Raw genomic sequence first — 18,367 nt, 5'->3', positions numbered from 1 at the left:
AATTACAGTAGTCAAATATTTAATTAAAAGGTAAAATTAACTTATTATTTTCAAAATAAGGAGTATTATATGCAAAAAATTATTAACATATTAATTATTTCAATTCTATCCGTTATTCTAATTGGGCTAGTTGTATTCGGAGTGAGCTTTGGTAAAGATATCTTAACTAACGATAATACAAAAGCACATAGTGCAAATAAAAATCAGAACAATGATAATAAATCTAAAAAAGAACAGAAAAAAGAAGAAAAACAAGATGATGAAACGATGCAAACAAACATCAATGAATCAAATGTGAACGATACTACTGAACAAACTACCAACGCTCAAAGCGCATCTACTGGAGTAGTATCAAATACTAACGCAACACAAGCACAACAAGGAAGTGTAGCCCAACCAAATTCAGGCACTTCAACATCTATAGAACATCAAGGATATAAGATGAGTCAACAAGAACTAGATCATTTATCTAAAGCGGAACAAGAAGGAATTGGATATAATCCAAATAACCCTAGAGGCGACGTCGGTGGACCAGGTATGTCAGCAGCTCATGATGGTATTGGTAATGATGATGAAGATGTAGAATAATAACCATTAAAATTAAAGGCAGGGAACTAATGTGATGCAATACTCACATTAGTTCCCTGCCCCTTTTTACTTTATTGTAAGGTTGATGAATAAGTACTAAATCTATATCATCCATATCAAGTCTTTGAAGTGAACGTTCTACCGATTTTAGTGTATCTTCATAATTCACATTTTTTATCCAAACTTTTGTCGTAATAAATAGTTCTGTTCTATCAATACCAGAAGCTTTGATACCTTCTCCAACTTCTGTTTCATTTTGATAACTTTACGCAGTATCGATATGTCTATAGTCAACTTTAATTGCATTTTCAACCGCTTCTTTAGTTTCTTCTTGAGGAATTTGATACACACCAAAGCCTAACACTGGAATTTCAACGTCATTTTCTATTTTTAAAGTTTCCATTATTTTAACTCCCTAAATTTGATAATCTCACTATAAACTATGGCGTTAACTCTATAGCAAGCAATAAATTTAAAAATATTGATATGAATTTGTTTGTTGGTTAAATGTAGGCTGCAACTACTTAATAAACCTTCTGATTAATGATGCTGTTTTTATTACAATAATTACTCGACCTATTAAAATGAAACAGCTTTCGGAATTAATTTCTGATATAAAAAACAAAAATAGCAAAGCGTATTTACCATCGTAAATTGCTTCGCTATTTAAGTATTGGTCCTTATATATACTAAAGTTCTTTTGTAAGATCTGCATTTCGGGCTTTTATGGATGGTGTATACTTTAATAAATTACCCAACAGATTACTTTTCATTAATGTTCTTCTTAATTTAATACTGTTCTCTCTTTTTTGTACTTCTTTATCATTTATAGATACAAAATTTCTTCTGCCTGTTGTCGCACCTTGCTTTTGAAATTGTTTAACTTTAGGTCTTAATATATTTTCCCATTCATTTAACGCATACTCTATATTATCTGAGTGTTTTTGCAATGCTTTACCTAATAGATTAGCACCACCCAGTCCTAATGTTGCGCCCATTCCTGAATAAAGTGTTGGACACCATGCTGAGTCACCGACTAGTACGACACGACCTCGATGCCATGATGGCATTTTTACTTGGTCAGTTGTGCTAAATATGACGTTATCAGCTTGATCTAATTGCTCCAACGCAAATTCCATATATTTACCATAAGGTTTACCAAATACTTCTCTAATTCTTTCACGTGGATCTTTTTTTCTTTCCGCTTGTGGATTATCCGCTTTATACGTAAATAATATGGTTGCTGGATGATCTTTAAACGTAAATATAGTAAATGATTTATTAACTTCATGCAAAATAACGCCTTGATCTATTTTTAAATCAGGTGGGTTTTCAGTTAGTTGATACGCACAAATCATATAATCTAATTCTTTAATATATTGTTCATGTGGACCAAATGCTAATTCTCTTACTTTAGAAAATACCCCATCAGCACCTATAACAAGATCATAAGAACTTTCAGATTTCATATTAGTTTTAAGATTTTTAGTAGTCACTCTTACTTCAGATGAATTTTGCCAAATAGCATCTGGCACTGTATCATAAATTATTTCGATATCATTTGGCAACGCTTTATAGACAGCGTTCTCAATATCGCCACGCAACATCATCCACGGAGCAAAAGATCTCGGAATATCAGCAAATCCAAGCGTATAACCTGTTATACCATTTCTATCTATTGAAAAATTAACAGAAGTAGAACTACGTCTATCATGTAAGAATTGAAGTGCTCCTAAATCTTGAGCAGCATATCTACCAAGTCCAAATAGCGCCAAGAAATAGCCACCTTTACGCCGTTCTGAGGCTTTCTCAATGATGACAGGATCCCATCCTGCTTTTTTTAAAGCTATTGCTGAAGAAATACCACTAATACCTAAACCTACAATTAATACTTTTTTACTTGCGTTATTTGTTTTGTTATTTGAAACATTATTAGACATGTTACATTCCCCCTGTGTGTCTAATAATATTTACGAGTAACCTGTTATACAATAATCAAAAACCATCAATCTGTATGTTTAGTAACAAAAGAATAAAAAATGTTGCCAAAAGCACAAACAATCCTAAGATTTTTTTGATAGTTCTATGACTAATTGTTCTAATGGACCTGTGCTCATGAGTGTATATAGATGATGCATGATTTCTTCTTCTGGAATTCTTTCTGAATCTAATACCCAATATTTAATTGTAGTGATGATAGCTCCAGAAATGTAACTGTGAAAATATCTAAAAGGTATATGATTGATGGTCATTTTATTATTTAAAGCAATTAATAAGTTTTGTGAAATCGTATCTGCTAATTTTTCTTCTAATTTACTTTGCCTTTTTAGATTAAATAATACTTCATATAATTCAATATTATTTAAAACAATCTTAATGATGCTATTTGGTACATTATTGATAATCTTATTTAAATCACTAAACTCATTAATTTGTTGATTAGCTAATCTATCATAATCAATATTTGCTTTCATACGTTCAATTTCTTTATCTTCTAAATGGTTCAATAAATCGTATTTATCTAGATAGTATTTATAAAATGTAGCCCTATTAATATCCGCTTCATCCGCAATCTGTTGAATCGTTATTTCTTCTAAACTATATGTTTTTAAAAGTTGAATAAAGCCCTTCTCAATACTTGTAATCGTTCGTTTTACTCTACGATCCATAAAAATCACTCCTTATTTATTAAATAATGACAACATTTCAGATTATATTGTTGTTTAACATTCACATTTAAAGTTATTGATTATTGAATATCCTTATCTGCCTATTATAATAACAAATAGAATGATAAACAACATGGTGTTGTTTTATAAGGAGAGAAATTTTTATGAAAAAGAAATTAGTGTGGTTCATCCCCATTGCAATCGTATTAATATTAATGATTTTAGCGACAGCTTTTTATCCTGCATACAACCCGAAGCCAAAGGATGTACCAATGGCAATATTAAATAAAGATAAAGGTATTGAAGTTCAAGGTAATTCAACCAACATCGGTAAGAATCTAGCAGATAATTTGAAGAAAAGTGATAATAAAACGTTAAATTGGGAGTCCGTGAAAAATGAGAAAGACCTTAAGCAAGGACTAAAAGATAATAAATATATTGGCGCTATCGTCTTCGAGAAAGACTTTTCTAAAAATGCTATTAGTAATGCTCAAAGTAAAATTATGACTGAAAAACAACATGAGGTTAAAGAAAAAATCAAATCTGGTGAACTGTCACCACAACAAATTAAAGCAATGCAAGAAAAAACGGGTAATGGTGATCAAGAAATACCAAAACCAAAACAAGCTCACATAGAAACCATCATTAATCAAGGTAGTCATGCTCAAGTATCAAACATTGCTCAACAAGCATTAAGTAAAATTACAGAGAATCTTAATCATCAGATAAGTAAGCAAAATGTTGAGTTATTAGCAAAAAATCAAATAGATTTACCAAGTAAGCAATTTAATCAATTTGTGAATCCTGTCGAAGTTAAAACAACAACTTTAAATGAAGTTAAAGATCACCAAGGTAATGGAAATGGTGCTTCAGCAATGTTTACACCAATATGGTTTGCAGCAATGATTACCGCAGTGCTATCATTCTTTGCCTTTAAAAACAGAGAAAAATTAACATCACATAAAGATAAATTATGGTTTACAAGTAAAGTTATCTTATCAGTAACAATAGCTGCTTTCGCTGGTGCATTTGTCTATGTCTACTACACAGGTGGAGTATTGAACTTTGATTTTAATCACCCATTAGATACAGCATTATTCATAGCAATTGCAATATTAGGATTTGCACTACTCATACTAGGATTAATGGTATGGATAGGCTTTGGTGCTATTCCAATATTTATTTTATATCTGTTCTTCACAATTCAAGCAGTGATGTTGCCTAAAGTCATGTTGCCAAAATTCTATCAAGATTGGATTTTACCATGGAGCCCATTCTATCACTATGTAAATACTTTAAAAGAGTTACTATATACTAACTCTGGCTTAACTATGAACGGCACAATATGGATGTTTATTGCATTTATAATATTTGGTTTAGTATCACTAATTTCTGCCGTTTATGTAAAAAAAGCTAGTTAACATGGTAATTGAGTAAATTTAGTTTTATTAATAGAGTCTGTATGAAGCAAAAAATATATTATAAGACTACGTTGAAATTCGCAACAACTGACTATACTAGGCATTCTCTTAAATCAAGCTTTTCTTAGTTGTAATCACTTTTGTAAGCGAGATAATAACATGAGAGATTTCCAAAAAATTTTACAAGTAAAACAAGTTAGGGTGGGATGACGAATTCTAAATGAATTCTGTTCCACCCTTTATATATTATTGTTTATGTATCATATGTATGTATCATATGATTGTAGTTTTCTTTTTTTTACTATTAGTACTTTTAATATATTTCGTAATCAATCCATTATTATTGACAAAAAAATATTATCTCATTATAGTGAGTAAGTAATCACTTACCAAAGAGGTGTAAACATTATGAATTTTATTCGAAATTACTGGTATTACTTTACAATTTTTATTTTCGTGGGGTTATCATTTTTCATGGGATTTTATGGCCATGCAAAACTAAGTTCAATTCAAATTATTCTAATGTATAGTTTGATGGCATTATCTATTCATCAATTTGAAGAATATGTTTTCCCAGGTGGCGGTTCACCTGTTATTAATAAAGCAACTTATAAAGAAGATGAAGACTTCGACCATTATCCTGGTAATACTTTATCAATCTGCATAGTGAACATTAGCGCTTATTTATTTTATGTATTAGCAATTATTTTCCCTCAATTTATTTGGCTTGGATTAGCCACAATGATATTTAATATAATGCAGGTATTAGGACATGGTATATCAATGAATAAAGCTTTAAATACATGGTACAATCCGGGATTGTTTACAAGTGTTTCTCTGTTTGCACCTATAAGCATTTATTATATTATTTATATATACAATGAACACTTAATAAATATTTATACATGGATTGCTGCTATTATAACTTTCTTCATAATTTTAGTAGTCACTATTATTTTACCTGTCCAAACATTAAAAAATAGAAATGCCAAATATGTCATTTCAGATTGGCAAATTAAACAATTTAAAAAAGTGACCACTTTTGCTCAAAGAAAATCATAATCAATAGGAGAAATTTATGGATTATACGAATGATATCAAAATTGACCTAGAACTCATTTTAAAGAATGAAAAAATTACTCCAGGAAAACAAAAGGTATTAATTTCAAGTATTAACTTATTTTCTAAATTTGGATTTAACGCTGTAAGCACTGCCGAAATAGCAAAAAATGCCGGTGTAAGTGAAGCGACGATATTTAAATATTTTAAAAATAAACGCGGTCTATTACTGGCTATAATTACTCCAATTTTTGAACATTGTCTTCCGTCTTATGAAAATATATTCGCTAATCGAATAGTGAAGAAAGAAAATTATGATTTAAAAACTTTAGTACATCTCGTTGTAAATGATCGTACTCAGTTTTTAGAACAAAATAAAGATGTCATAACAATCATTTTAAGCCAAATTTTAATTGACGCTGAAATTAGAAATAATTTAATAAATTATTTAGAAAACAATCATGACGACAATGCATCTAAAATTTTTGAAATCTTCCATAATACTCAAGAACTGGCATTTGATATAAATTACAATTCTTTACTAAGAATTTTTATGGGACAATTACTGTTTAATTTCACACAAACATTTCTATTTAATGTTAAAGATAATCAACAAGAACAGTTAGTTTCGCAAATATACAGAGCATTAAAATCTGAAGAAAATTAAACTATAGTGTTTAATTAATCTGTGAAATATATACTTGGTGTATCAGTCACAGCTAATTTTTTTGTTTGATGAAGATACAGTTTTTCTTATTTAACTAGCCTCATGATTAAGCAGACAACATCTTCTTAATCATGAGTTTTATTTACCTCATCAATAATATGTTGATTTATATCTTTGTTCCAAGGATAGGGGTTTGTCAGTATATATGACCCTAACGTTTTGATAGAAAATGCTGTTTCGATGACTTTTAATTGTTGAGATTCTACCTCCTGTTTCACTGTACGGTAAGGTAAAAATGAAAATCCAATATTATCTAATAACAATGATTTAATGACGCCAATACTCCATAACTCTGTTGTTTTATGGATATCTAATTGGTAATCTCGCACAATTTGTTCAAACATGTTTCGATATACTGATCCTTTTTCATTAATCACAAAATGATTGTATTGCTTCTGCTTTAACAATTCATCAAAATGGTCTGGCGCCTCTGCATGCGCAACGACGACAATATCCTCTTCACAAATCAATGTGGCATTTAATTTGTCATGATGTACGCCGTCATTTAAGACAAAAGCTATATCCACTTCATCCTCAAGTAATTTTTGATGATTCATACTGCAACTATTATTTTGAAGATTAATATCGATATGAGGATAATGATGAATGATATTTTTAATCACTTCACTCAACCCCGTCAGCATTAATGATTCAGGTGCTGCTATTCTTATCGTACGCATCAAATTATTATGCTCAGACACTTGTTTAATCCGTTGCGATGCATCATAAATTTGATTAATCATCGGTAGGATATCCTTTAGAAATGGTGTCGGAAGTAATTGTTTATGATTATAATCAAACAACTTTTGGTTTAACGTTTTTTCTAATAGTTGAACTTGCTGAGTCACATTGGATTGCGTGTAATTCAGTAATTCAGCCGTCTTAGTATAGCTCCCTGTTTCTAATAACGTCTTAATAATTTTTACTTGTCTCATTTCCATGATGTAACCTCCCCTATGTATTACTTATATTAATTCATCTATTATTAACATTAATTTTACTTATATACATATCCTTACTATAATAGCACAGAAAAGGTAGGCGAATAATGTGTTTTCTTTCTTAATCTATGTCTTTGTAACTTCAATCACACCTGGTCCAAGCAATTTATTTATGATGAACACGACAAGAATATATGGATTACGTGGCGGTAAGTCTTTTATAACAGGTATTCTTTCTGGATTTGCTTTTCTAGGCTTAGTGTCCTACATTGCCATACTTCTATTTAGCCAGTGGATTACTTATATCGAGACACCCCTTAAATTCTTAGGATTTGTGTATTTAATTTATCTAGCTTATAAAATTTTAACTTCCACTAATAAAGGAACCACTTCCAATGCCTATCACAGCTTTAAAAGTGGTTTTATTCTTCAAGTATTAAACATGAAGTCATTATTATTTTTTATTACGTTGATTGGTGCGTTTATCATACCGTCAGTCACTGGTTCAACATCAATTCTAATCTATTTAATGATCAGTGTATTCATAGGTTGGGCTTGTCTCTTAGTTTGGGCATTTGCCGGTAGTGTATTTAATGACTGGTTAAACAAACATCAAACTTCTTTTAATATCATCATGGCATTATTACTTTTATATTCAGCTATTTCAATATTCTTTTAAAATAATTCGCCATAAAGTAATTACTTATCTTCATTTCCAAGTAATGTATTCAAAGTTTCGATGACGCCGTCTCTATCATTATTAATAGCAATCAAATTAGCATTACGTTTTAGTTCTGGATAAGCATTGTCCATTGCAACTTTATATCGTGCATTTTCAAATAAGGTGATATCGTTTAGGCCATCGCCAAATACAATGGTTTGTTCGCTACTGATATTTAATAATTGTTGTAGAAAGCGAATCGTTTTTCCTTTATCGACATCTTTGTGTGTAATGTCTATCCAATTCTCTTCTGCAGCAACGATATAGAGATCATCCTCATATTTGTTTAAACCTTTAACATGTTCAAAGCACTGACCTTGTATGTCAAAAATCGTAATTTTCAGCATATCTTGATCTATCGTATTTAAGTCTTCCACAAAAGTTACTTTCTCATATGAACCTAGAACCATGTGTCTCTCTTTTTCGGAAATATGATTTTCCGCATAAGCCATACCTTCAGTACAAACAATCATTACTAAATGCGCATCAATGTGCTTAATGCGCTTGATTAACTGTAGGCCAAGTTGATTACTAAATGTCTTCGCATAAATGTTTATATCATTGATTTTAATTCGAGATGCGCTATCCCCAATGATAAACACATCTTGCGTCAAATCTCCCACAATCGCATCCACGCGTTCATTTTGCTTTCCCGTGCAAAAAGCAAAGCGAATGCCCTTATCCTTTAATTCCAATAGTAAACTTTGAAACTTCTCACGATTGAAACTACTCTCTGAATTTAAAAACGTCCCATCCATATCAGTAACGACTAGCTTAAACATTGTAATCCCCCATTTATTTACTATATTTCCCTAAAATATCAACATGCTTTTGACGCAATCATACCCCTTCTGATTTGAATAAACAAATCTAATTCGTTATTATTTTAAATGAGAAAGATTATCAATTAAAGGAGTGAAACTTATGGAAACCGTTTATTTAGCTGGAGGTTGTTTATACGGCGTAGAAGCATATATTCGCACACTGCCTGGCGTTATCAATACGACTAGTGGAAGAGCAAACGGCATTACGAATACTTTAGATGGAGAATACGATGGTTACGTAGAAGCTGTTAAAACAGAATTTGATCCTGACAAAGTATCAGTTACTGACTTAATGGGCTATTTATTCGAAATCATAGATCCTTATAGCGTTCATCAACAAGGTCAAGATATTGGTTTAAAATATAGAACTGGTTTATATAGTGAAGATCCTAAACACCTTAAAGAAGCACAAGCCTTTATTGATGCGATTGAAGATCATTATCTTATAGCGACCGAAGTCTTACCGCTCACTAATTACGTTAAAAGTGCTGAAATGCATCAAAATCGATTAGAACGCTACCCTGACGATTACTGTCACCTACCTAAAAGTTTAGTATATAAATATAAAAATACTGAAAGTAAATCATTGTAGATATCATAAACTCAAATTATCACATATACAAATACGCTTAGATACAATTATCTGTACCTAAGCGTACTTTATACCAACTAAACTTACTTATCGATATTTTTCGATAATAGATGTCTCTTAATCATACTAGATGTAGCAATTAGTATTGAGAAAACCTGAGTTGTTGCACTTAAATTGACTACTTAACTTATATGAATAAAATAATATAGTTAATAATTTTACTGAATATATAATGGTTATTCATATACCTCTTCTTTAAAATGAATATTTCCATCTTTATCCTTATACATTCCATTTATATCTAACAAATCTTCTTCAGATTCAATATCATTTAAATTCAGTTGATACTTATCTTTTATTTTTTTATTTCTCAAATAAGCAAAAGTGACTATTAAAAAATTTAAAATTAATAGTATTTTTTTCATGTAAATATCCTCCTATAAAATTAGTTTTCAACTTTCACCGATAGATTTCCATTGATTGTTGGATAAAAAGTAATTTTTTTATTAGTTAATTCTACTTTTTTTGTATAGCCGTATTTTATATTTAAGGGTTTATAAGAGTCATAAACCACTAATACATTGTAGATACCATTATCTAAATTATTAAAAAAAGACTTATTAATACTAATTGTTAAAATATTTTTATTAAAGAAAAATCTTTTGATATATTCTGATTTCTTAAAGTGCGTCCTACTTTCAAATAGAATACTAGCAACTTGATTTTGTTTTATATTATGTATATCTATTTGCAGATATACAATGTCTTTACTGACTTGCAAATTTTTAATGTTACAAAAAGGGACTATTGTTTCAAAGTTGTTATTGGGATCTACATAATAATATAAATTAGAGTCTCTGCTAGATATAATTTTAATTCCTTTTCTATACCAATTAAAGAATTGAATAAATTTTTCTAAATCATTATTATATATAGCTAATATAGCATCATTATATTTTTTATCTAGTAAATCAATAATTTCTTCAGTTATTATCTCATGTGTAAATATCTTTCGAATTACTTTAAAAACTTCTTCTTTTTCATCCTGTCCTAACTTTAAAAAGACATTCGAATTACAGTTGTTTAGTAAATCATATTCTAAAATACGTACTAAAAACTTCTTCTTAAATTTAATATCGTTAATATTTAAAACACTTTTAAATAGTACGAAATCGCTATGTCGCTTAGTAACAAAATCAGATTTCCTCACTAATGAAGTATTGTCTACAGATCTATTTACATAAGTTGAAATCGTGGGAACTGTAGTAATTGAACGAGCTTTAGAAAAAATTTCCATGAAAAACATTTTGTCCTCACCAAAATGTAAATTATTTGGAAATAAAATATCATTTTTAATAATTAATTCTCTTTTGATGAACTTTCCACCTGGACCCAAATAATAATATAAGTATGGTATGTCATTACCAGTAACATTGTGATGCTCATTTATAGTCATGAATTTAGCATGTATAGTTTGAAAGCCATCTTTATCTTTTATAACTTTACTAATTATAATATCACTATCCAATTTTAAGTAGTTTAATGAAATTGCTTCTAATAAATCTACATCAAGCCAATCATCCCCATCTAAAAAATATATATATTTTCCATTACTTTGAGCAATCCCTTCGTTTCTAGGTTTAGATGGTCCACCACTATTTTGGTTTAACTGATACACTTTAATATTTTCGTTATTATAAGTATTTATTATATCCATTGTGTGATCTGTAGATTTATCATCTACAACGATAATTTCATAATTGTCATCATTCAATGTTTGATTTACCACTGAATCTAATGTTTTTCTAATTGTTTTAGAATTATTAAATGTAGTCACGATAATTGAAAAGTAAGGTTTCATTAAATTTTAGTCCCCTATATTTTAACTTTTTGTTTAATATGTAATATACTATTTTATATTAATTAATATTATAACTTAAATATTATTAAAATTGATGTTAATTGTAAATAAAGTGGAGGTAAAATTTTGCAAACTATAAATCAAGAAGGCTCAATACTACATATAATTTTTGAAGACATTGAAAATAATATATCCAAAATCTATGTAAAAAATGAATTTGATTCTATTACATATGAAAGTGAAAATAAAGAATTTAAAATCGACTTAAAAGAAGTGGCATCTCGTTTTAAAAAGTATAAAACTAGTAAAATATATATCGTTATAGAAGAACAAGGACCTATTTTAATTACTCAAAAAAATTTAAAAGTAAATGATAACAAATCAGAAGTTTATAATCTGAGTGAAATTAATAGCCAACAAGTACTTATACATCCATATATAACAAGAAATGGATACCTTCATTTATCACTAAATGAATATAATCCTATCAAAATTTATTTCTCTAGAAGACATATTGATAATATTAAAATAAATAATCATAAAGCTCTAATAGAAGGGCAATTCTCGCTTTTAAATTCCCAATTAGAATCTTGTAATATTTTAATTAAAACTAGATTTACAGAAAAAGAAAAGCGAGTTAAGTTAAACCCAAAATACGTTAATAGCAGTAAAAATACATCAAAATATGATTTCTCTTTAGATATTTATAATGAATTAATAAGCTTTATTAAACATCCTTTTGATAATGGTGATGTTATAGATATTTACTTAGACATTAAAGTACAAGAGTCACTAAATTCAATGCAAATCAAACTTGGTAATCCAAGAGTAATGACTGAGTGGCTTCTTAAAGGAGAAATTATAACGGATTTCCAAAATGAAATAGTGTCTATTACCCCGTATTTAACTATGAAAGGAAGAAATCTATCCTTTAGAATTAACAGATATAGTGTAGATAGTTATTTGTCTTATTTAAAAAGCATACAAAAACTAAATTTAGGAAATATATTTAAAAATAATAATAATAAAATCTGGGTTATAGGTGAAAAATCTTATAAAGCACAGGATAATGGATATCACTTTTTTAAATACATGAGAACCTACCATCCAGAAATACCAGCATACTATATAATTGAAGAAGATTCCAAAGAAGCCAAAAACGTTCTACCTTTTGGTAATGTTATATTTTATAAATCACCTGAACACTTCGATATTATGATGAAAGCAAATTATATATGCACGACACATCATCCCGAATTAATATACCCGACTAATAGTGAAATTTATACTCGTAAAATACGAGCAACCAAAGTATTTTTACAACATGGCGTTTTAGGTACTAAAAACCTAACAAACATTAATGGTAATCAATTAAAGGACTTTAATGTAGATATATTTATAACAAGTTCTTATAGAGAAAAAGAGATTGTAGTTAAAGATTTGAAGTTTGATGACAATCAAGTGAAAGTGACTGGGTTGTCACGCTTCGATGAGTTATTTAATCCAAATACAATTATTAAAAATCAAATATTAATTATTCCAACCTGGAGAGATTGGTTAACAAATCTAGAACAATTGAAAGAATCAGAATATCTTGAAAGAATGAATGACTTACTTCGTAGCCAAAAGTTAAAAGAACTTAGTAAGAATGGTACTAAAATCATTTTTTGTTTACATCCTAATATGCAACCATTTATTGACTATTTCGATGTTCCTCCACATATCACAAGCATTAAGCAGGGGGATGTTGATGTTCAGAAATTAATTAAGGAAAGTAAATTAATGATTACTGACTATTCAAGTGTAGCTTTTGATTTCAGCTTTTTAGATAAACCTGTAATTTATTATCAATTTGATAAAGATAAATTTTTAGGTAAGCAGCCATCTCATATAAATATAGAGAAAGAATTGCCAGGTACCATTGTCAATTCGAAAAGAAAATTGGAAAAAGAACTTGATCAAATAACAAATAATAACTATATCGTAAGTAATAAAATTAAAAGTAAAGCCTCTCACTTCATAGAATATAGAGACGAAAAAAATTCAAATAGGATTTTCCAGGCGGTACTAAATTATAAAAGTACTAATACAATTGGAAATAAAATAAAAAATAGTATTTTGTCTCAACATATCGCTAAAAGGTTTAGAAAAGATAAGCGTTACTTTAAAATAATGTCTAAATTTAACAGTGCTCTAACTAAGTTTATGCCTGTAAATGATGATTTGATTGTATTTGAAAGTAACGTTGGCAAATCTGTAAGTGACAATCCAAAATTTATTTATGATGAACTAAAAAAACACAATAATAATAAATATAAAATTGTATGGGTTTCAAATAAACAATATCCATTTAATGATGAGAATGTAATAACAATTAAAAGATTATCTCCCGAATATTATTATTATTTATCTAGAGCAAAGTACTGGGTAAATAATCAGAATTTCCCATCATATATCACTAAATCCAAAAATACAATTTATATTCAAACTTGGCATGGTACACCACTTAAAAAGATGTTAAATGACGTTGATGTCTTTAAAGGTAGAGATGAAAAATATAAAAATAGAGTTAATCATGCTATCAAGTACTGGGATTATTTAATTTCTCCAAGTCCTTATGCTAGTAATTGTTTTAAATCTGCTTTTTCTTTTAAAAAAGAGATACTGGAAGTTGGATATCCAAGAAATGATGTATTTTATAGTACAAATGAATTTGATTTAGAGGAAAAAAGAAATATAATCAAACAAAAACTCGGAATACAAGATAATCGTAAAATTATATTATACGCTCCTACTTTCAGAGACGACGAGATTAATAGAGCTAAAAAACATACAATTGATTTAAAGCTAGATTTACAAAAAATGAAGGAAAATTTTGCTAATGAATATATATTAATCATACGTCCTCATATTATCATCAGTAATGCTCTAAAAATTGACGAGTCATTAGAAAATTTTGTTGTTAATGGGGCTAATTATAATGAGATTAGTGATTTATATTTAATTTCTGATATTTGTATTACTGACTATTCATCAGTAATGTTCGATTACGCTAATACCAGAAAACCTTTATTGTTTTTTACATATGACTTAGAATATTATAAAGAACAATTAAGAGGTTTCTATTTTAATTTCGAAAAAGAAGCACCTGGACCATTAATCAAAAATAATGAAAATTTAGTCGAATCAATAAAAAATATAGATGATATAAAACATGAATACCAAGATAAATACAATCAATTTTATAAACGTTTTTGTACTTATGAAACAGGAGAAGCTGCCAAAAAAATAGTTGATAAATTTTTTAATTAAATTTTCTGATTTATCATTGTAACATTAGAGGCTAAAAATTTAATATTACTTTGTAAAGTTAAATTCCAAGTATAAACTTTGACTATCTATTCCCTTCAAAATAAACATTGAGTAAATGTAAACTTTGGAGGGATTTTTATCAAACTCACTGGTAGGGAAATACTTATAATAAACCGCATCGTTTCTGAACGCTTTTGCGTATCGATTAACGATGCGATTTGAGTTTTTTACCTAATGTTTTTAATATAGATACTACATTATATAAATAGTATCTATAACTATATTGTGACTTTTGACTTTCACAACGCTATCATATACGCTTAACTTAATTAAATGAAAAGGGTGAACAGATTACATGATTAAATAATTCTATTTTGAAGCTAAGACAATGAAGGTTTTTACTACACATGCGTACTTTATTTGTAATGCCTTTTAAAGTTATTTTCAGGATAGGATTATATACATGTAGTTTAACTTTAAGACTTTTTAAAGTATGCCTACGTAGACGTATGTCTCCTATTCTGAATGGAATAGGAGACATTTTTTATTAATAATAAGGAGATGAAGCTTTATGAAGATATTGCTAGATGCTCATAATATAAAACAGTATGTTCGAGACCGTATGCTATTGAATATAGCGCAGCTACATGTTTATCAAAATGATCGTATTGGATTAGTTGGAGAGAACGGTAGTGGAAAAACAACGTTACTTCATATATTGAACCAAGATTTAACACCTGAAGAAGGTTTTGTAACTCAATTTGCTAAAACTGAACTTATTCCTCAATTAAAAAAAACCGATACGACAAATAGTGGTGGGGAAGTAACACAGATGTATATTTATAGGTCTCTTGATAAGAAATCAGAATTGTTACTCGCTGATGAACCTACAACTAATCTTGATACAAAATCTATAGAAAATTTAGAGCAACAATTGAATGCTTGGCAAGGGGCTTTTATTGTCGTATCACATGATCGTGAATTTCTTGATCATGTTTGTACATCTATATGGGAAATTAGAAATGGCGAGATAATACAATATTCAGGGAACTATAGTAAATATCTTCAACAAAAAGAAGTAGAACATCGTCAAGAACAGTTAGCATATGAAAAATATAAAAACGAAAAAAAGCAATTAGAAGAAGCTATAAAACTAAAAGAAATGAAAGCTCAACAGGCTACAAAAAAGCCTCAGCACTTATCTTCATCTGAAGCAAGAATAAAAGGAGCAAAGACGTATTACTCGAATAAACAAAAGAAGTTAAGAAAAACAGTAAAGTCTTTAGAAACTAGACTCGATAAACTAAATATGGTAGAGAAGACTATAGAACTCCCCACTATTAAAATGGATATATTAAACTCGAATACATTTAAACATAGAACTATTTTTCGTATTGAAAATCTTTCGGGTGCAATTAAAGATCGTCTACTGTGGAATTCAACTAGTTTCAATATTTATGGTGGTGATAAGCTTGCAATTACCGGTTCTAACGGTGTAGGTAAAACGACGCTTCTTAAAAAAATTGTTGAAAATCAATCAGGAGTCACTATTTCTTCATCTGTAAAAATAGGTTACTTCAGTCAAAATCTAGACATATTAGAATTAGATAAAACCATTTTAGAAAATGTTCAATCTTCTTCTAGTCAAAATGAAACATTAATTCGAACTGTTTTAGCCAGAATGCATTTTTTCAAAGATGATGTTCATAAATCTGCAAATGTCTTAAGTGGTGGAGAACGTGTAAAGTTGGCTTTAACTAAAGTATTTTTAAGTGATGTTAATGTACTCGTGCTAGATGAACCAACAAACTTTCTAGATACGAATGCTATTGAAGCATTTGAATCTTTATTAGAAGCGTATGAAGGCAGTGTTATTTTTGTTTCACATGATCGTAAATTTATAGATAAAATAGCTACTCGAATCATTACAATTCATAATAAAGAAATAAGTCTATTTGAAGGAACGTATGATGAATTAAAAGAAAAACGAAAAACAGCTGAAGATACAATAGAAAATGACAAACTTCTAATCGATATGAAAATTACCGAAGTACTCAGTCGGTTAAGTGTCGACCCCTCAGAAGAATTAGAAAAGGAATATCAAAACTTAATAAGGAAAAAGAGAGAAATAGATGATTAAGCACTTATAATTTTTTATCTTTCATAAAACCGGTTATATAGTGAAAATCCAAATCATCTTAAAGAAACACAATCATTTATTGACGCTAAGGATAAAAAGCCAAAAGTCTTGTAATTGATTTGTAAATTCTAATTGCCATTCATCCAATTGTTATCTTTACTTAAATATATACATCATGAATTCTAGCTGATTATACAATTCATATGAGTAACCACTTTTTGATGCTTAACTTACCTTTAAAATCTGCATATAAATTTTGATATATTAGCGACAAACTATTATATCCTTGACTATTTTTGTTAGAATGTAGTTACGGTTATTTATCACTTTTATTCATATATCTAATTTTCATATAAAAATATATTTAGGATAGGGAGTAATATTTATGTCAATATGGTTTGTTTGTTTACCATTGTTATCATTTTTAGTAGTTATGCTAATAGGATATATTTGTACTAAAATCTTTATTCGCTAATCACTAGATAAGCATAAATAAATAATTATTCTTTTCAATTTACACCACAACTATATTCAATTTACTGTGTTTGCTTATTTATAATGCATTGTAAATATATTGCTATTAATATTTCTTTCTTAACTCTAGTACTGTGAATTTTTATATCGTGCTTTTCTCCTCGTTTTTTTGTACGTTTACTTTTTGAAATATCTAAAAAACTGCGCTTTGCAGTTAGTAATGTTTCACTTTCCGATGTGATTGTAGTTTCATTACTAAAAAATGGGTTACTTACATCAAATACCTCAGATTTATAATTAAATATATAGGCAATCTGTTGCTTTCCTCCGCTTTTGAAGAATTTTTTCATTTCGAGTGTGCCTACTTCTTCACTATTCAAATGGATCGTATATTGGTGTCTATTAGCAACAACATTCTTCCGAATTACTTTCACATTATTATTATGAGAAGTCATATGCAGACTATATTTTGTTTGAACACCAAAAATACTCATTAGTTTATGTAGCGTGTTATTGAAAACAGGTTTATAAGTCATTGTTTCATTTCCGTATATAACATTACTTTGATTCTCAATGATGTATAAAGGGTTTTGCACAAAGAACTCCCCGTCTTTAAACTTTTCATTATTATCGTAATTTATATTAGTTAGAGAATTCGTTTTTTGTAGATATTTTCTATAGAATAAAATACCTATTATAATGATCGTAATAATTCCCCATAATAGCCACGTACTCCATAGTGGAACTTTAAATAATTGTGTTTTCCCTATAATCACTAAGAACGTGTTTATTAAATTAAATACTAGAAGTACTAGCCATATTAATGCCTCACGAAACATAGTCATTAACAATTTCTCCTTTATCTAAAGAATTATTTCGTAATATATACTACGCAACCTATTTTTTAGTTTTATTTGTGGTACGCTTCTGCTTATCGGTAGATGATGCGGTTTTTAGTTAAATTTGGGTGTGATAATCAGAGAGTTATCATAAGTGATGCGAAGTTTAATTAAGATTAAAGAGGCTGGGACATAATTC

15 protein-coding genes and 1 pseudogene are annotated in these 18,367 nt (G+C 28.8%); 8 read left to right on the top strand and 8 right to left on the bottom strand.

The features are described from left to right. The first annotated feature begins 69 nt into the window (after nt 1-69). Nucleotides 70-588: a hypothetical protein gene (locus tag JVV30_RS06250; RefSeq protein WP_204193694.1), complete on the top strand. Its 519-nt coding sequence runs from the start codon at nt 70-72 to the stop codon at nt 586-588. A 67-nt stretch (nt 589-655) separates the two neighbouring features. Here JVV30_RS06250 and JVV30_RS06245 read toward each other — a convergent pair. The 3 genes and pseudogenes from JVV30_RS06245 to JVV30_RS06235 form a co-directional block, all read right to left on the bottom strand. Continuing rightward, a pseudogene (locus JVV30_RS06245) lies at nt 656-991 on the bottom strand (aldo/keto reductase); the annotation flags it as partial. Nucleotides 992-1,277: 286 nt separating this feature from the next. Beyond that, nucleotides 1,278-2,528, bottom strand: a complete 1,251-nt coding sequence (locus JVV30_RS06240; RefSeq protein WP_204193692.1) for an FAD-dependent monooxygenase — start codon at nt 2,526-2,528, stop codon at nt 1,278-1,280. Nucleotides 2,529-2,651: 123 nt separating this feature from the next. Then, nucleotides 2,652-3,257, bottom strand: coding sequence for a TetR/AcrR family transcriptional regulator (locus tag JVV30_RS06235; protein ID WP_053030203.1), 606 nt, complete (start codon nt 3,255-3,257; stop codon nt 2,652-2,654). A gap of 164 nt (nt 3,258-3,421) precedes the next feature. Here JVV30_RS06235 and JVV30_RS06230 point away from each other — a divergent pair, with 164 nt between their 5' ends. The 3 genes from JVV30_RS06230 (at nt 3,422) to JVV30_RS06220 (ending at nt 6,404) form a co-directional block, all read left to right on the top strand. Then, nucleotides 3,422-4,678, top strand: coding sequence for a YhgE/Pip domain-containing protein (locus JVV30_RS06230; protein ID WP_204193689.1), 1,257 nt, complete (start codon nt 3,422-3,424; stop codon nt 4,676-4,678). Between the two features lie 408 nt (nt 4,679-5,086). After that, on the top strand, nt 5,087-5,740 hold the full coding sequence (locus tag JVV30_RS06225) for an HXXEE domain-containing protein (RefSeq protein ID WP_204193687.1): 654 nt from the start codon (nt 5,087-5,089) through the stop codon (nt 5,738-5,740). A 16-nt stretch (nt 5,741-5,756) separates the two neighbouring features. Beyond that, nucleotides 5,757-6,404, top strand: coding sequence for a TetR/AcrR family transcriptional regulator (locus tag JVV30_RS06220; RefSeq protein WP_204193685.1), 648 nt, complete (start codon nt 5,757-5,759; stop codon nt 6,402-6,404). A 125-nt stretch (nt 6,405-6,529) separates the two neighbouring features. Here JVV30_RS06220 and JVV30_RS06215 read toward each other — a convergent pair whose 3' ends face one another. Next, the gene (locus tag JVV30_RS06215; protein WP_204193682.1) at nt 6,530-7,405 is read right to left on the bottom strand and encodes a LysR family transcriptional regulator; all 876 of its coding nucleotides are present in this window, start codon (nt 7,403-7,405) and stop codon (nt 6,530-6,532) included. A gap of 109 nt (nt 7,406-7,514) precedes the next feature. On the opposite strand from JVV30_RS06215, the gene JVV30_RS06210 reads away from it, so the two are divergent. Beyond that, the gene (locus JVV30_RS06210) at nt 7,515-8,084 is read left to right on the top strand and encodes a LysE family translocator (protein ID WP_053030208.1); all 570 of its coding nucleotides are present in this window, start codon (nt 7,515-7,517) and stop codon (nt 8,082-8,084) included. A gap of 20 nt (nt 8,085-8,104) precedes the next feature. On the opposite strand, the gene JVV30_RS06205 is transcribed toward JVV30_RS06210, so the two are convergent. Continuing rightward, on the bottom strand, nt 8,105-8,908 hold the full coding sequence (locus JVV30_RS06205; RefSeq protein ID WP_204193680.1) for a Cof-type HAD-IIB family hydrolase: 804 nt from the start codon (nt 8,906-8,908) through the stop codon (nt 8,105-8,107). 142 nt (nt 8,909-9,050) lie between these two features. On the opposite strand from JVV30_RS06205, the gene JVV30_RS06200 reads away from it, so the two are divergent. Next, complete coding sequence (locus JVV30_RS06200; RefSeq protein WP_204193678.1) at nt 9,051-9,542, top strand: peptide-methionine (S)-S-oxide reductase; 492 nt, start codon at nt 9,051-9,053, stop codon at nt 9,540-9,542. 236 nt (nt 9,543-9,778) lie between these two features. On the opposite strand, the gene JVV30_RS06195 is transcribed toward JVV30_RS06200, so the two are convergent. Both JVV30_RS06195 and JVV30_RS06190 read right to left on the bottom strand, forming a co-directional pair. After that, on the bottom strand, nt 9,779-9,967 hold the full coding sequence (locus tag JVV30_RS06195; RefSeq protein ID WP_204193676.1) for a hypothetical protein: 189 nt from the start codon (nt 9,965-9,967) through the stop codon (nt 9,779-9,781). Nucleotides 9,968-9,987: 20 nt separating this feature from the next. Then, entirely contained in the window at nt 9,988-11,403 is a 1,416-nt protein-coding gene (locus JVV30_RS06190) for a glycosyltransferase family 2 protein (RefSeq protein ID WP_204193675.1), read from the bottom strand. 126 nt (nt 11,404-11,529) lie between these two features. Here JVV30_RS06190 and JVV30_RS06185 point away from each other — a divergent pair, with 126 nt between their 5' ends. Next, nucleotides 11,530-14,715, top strand: a complete 3,186-nt coding sequence (locus JVV30_RS06185; RefSeq protein ID WP_204193674.1) for a CDP-glycerol glycerophosphotransferase family protein — start codon at nt 11,530-11,532, stop codon at nt 14,713-14,715. A 571-nt stretch (nt 14,716-15,286) separates the two neighbouring features. Beyond that, a complete protein-coding gene (locus JVV30_RS06180; RefSeq protein WP_204193673.1) occupies nt 15,287-16,855 on the top strand; it encodes a Vga family ABC-F type ribosomal protection protein in 1,569 nt (522 codons plus the stop codon). Between the two features lie 536 nt (nt 16,856-17,391). Here JVV30_RS06180 and JVV30_RS06175 read toward each other — a convergent pair. After that, nucleotides 17,392-18,174: a hypothetical protein gene (locus JVV30_RS06175; protein WP_204193672.1), complete on the bottom strand. Its 783-nt coding sequence runs from the start codon at nt 18,172-18,174 to the stop codon at nt 17,392-17,394. Between the last annotated feature and the right edge of the window lie 193 nt (nt 18,175-18,367).

The organism is Staphylococcus sp. GDY8P47P (assembly GCF_016892225.1).
GTDB lineage: Bacteria > Bacillota > Bacilli > Staphylococcales > Staphylococcaceae > Staphylococcus > Staphylococcus borealis.
Note: the sequence above shows the minus strand (reverse complement) of the source record. Positions and strands in the feature narration are given on the sequence as shown.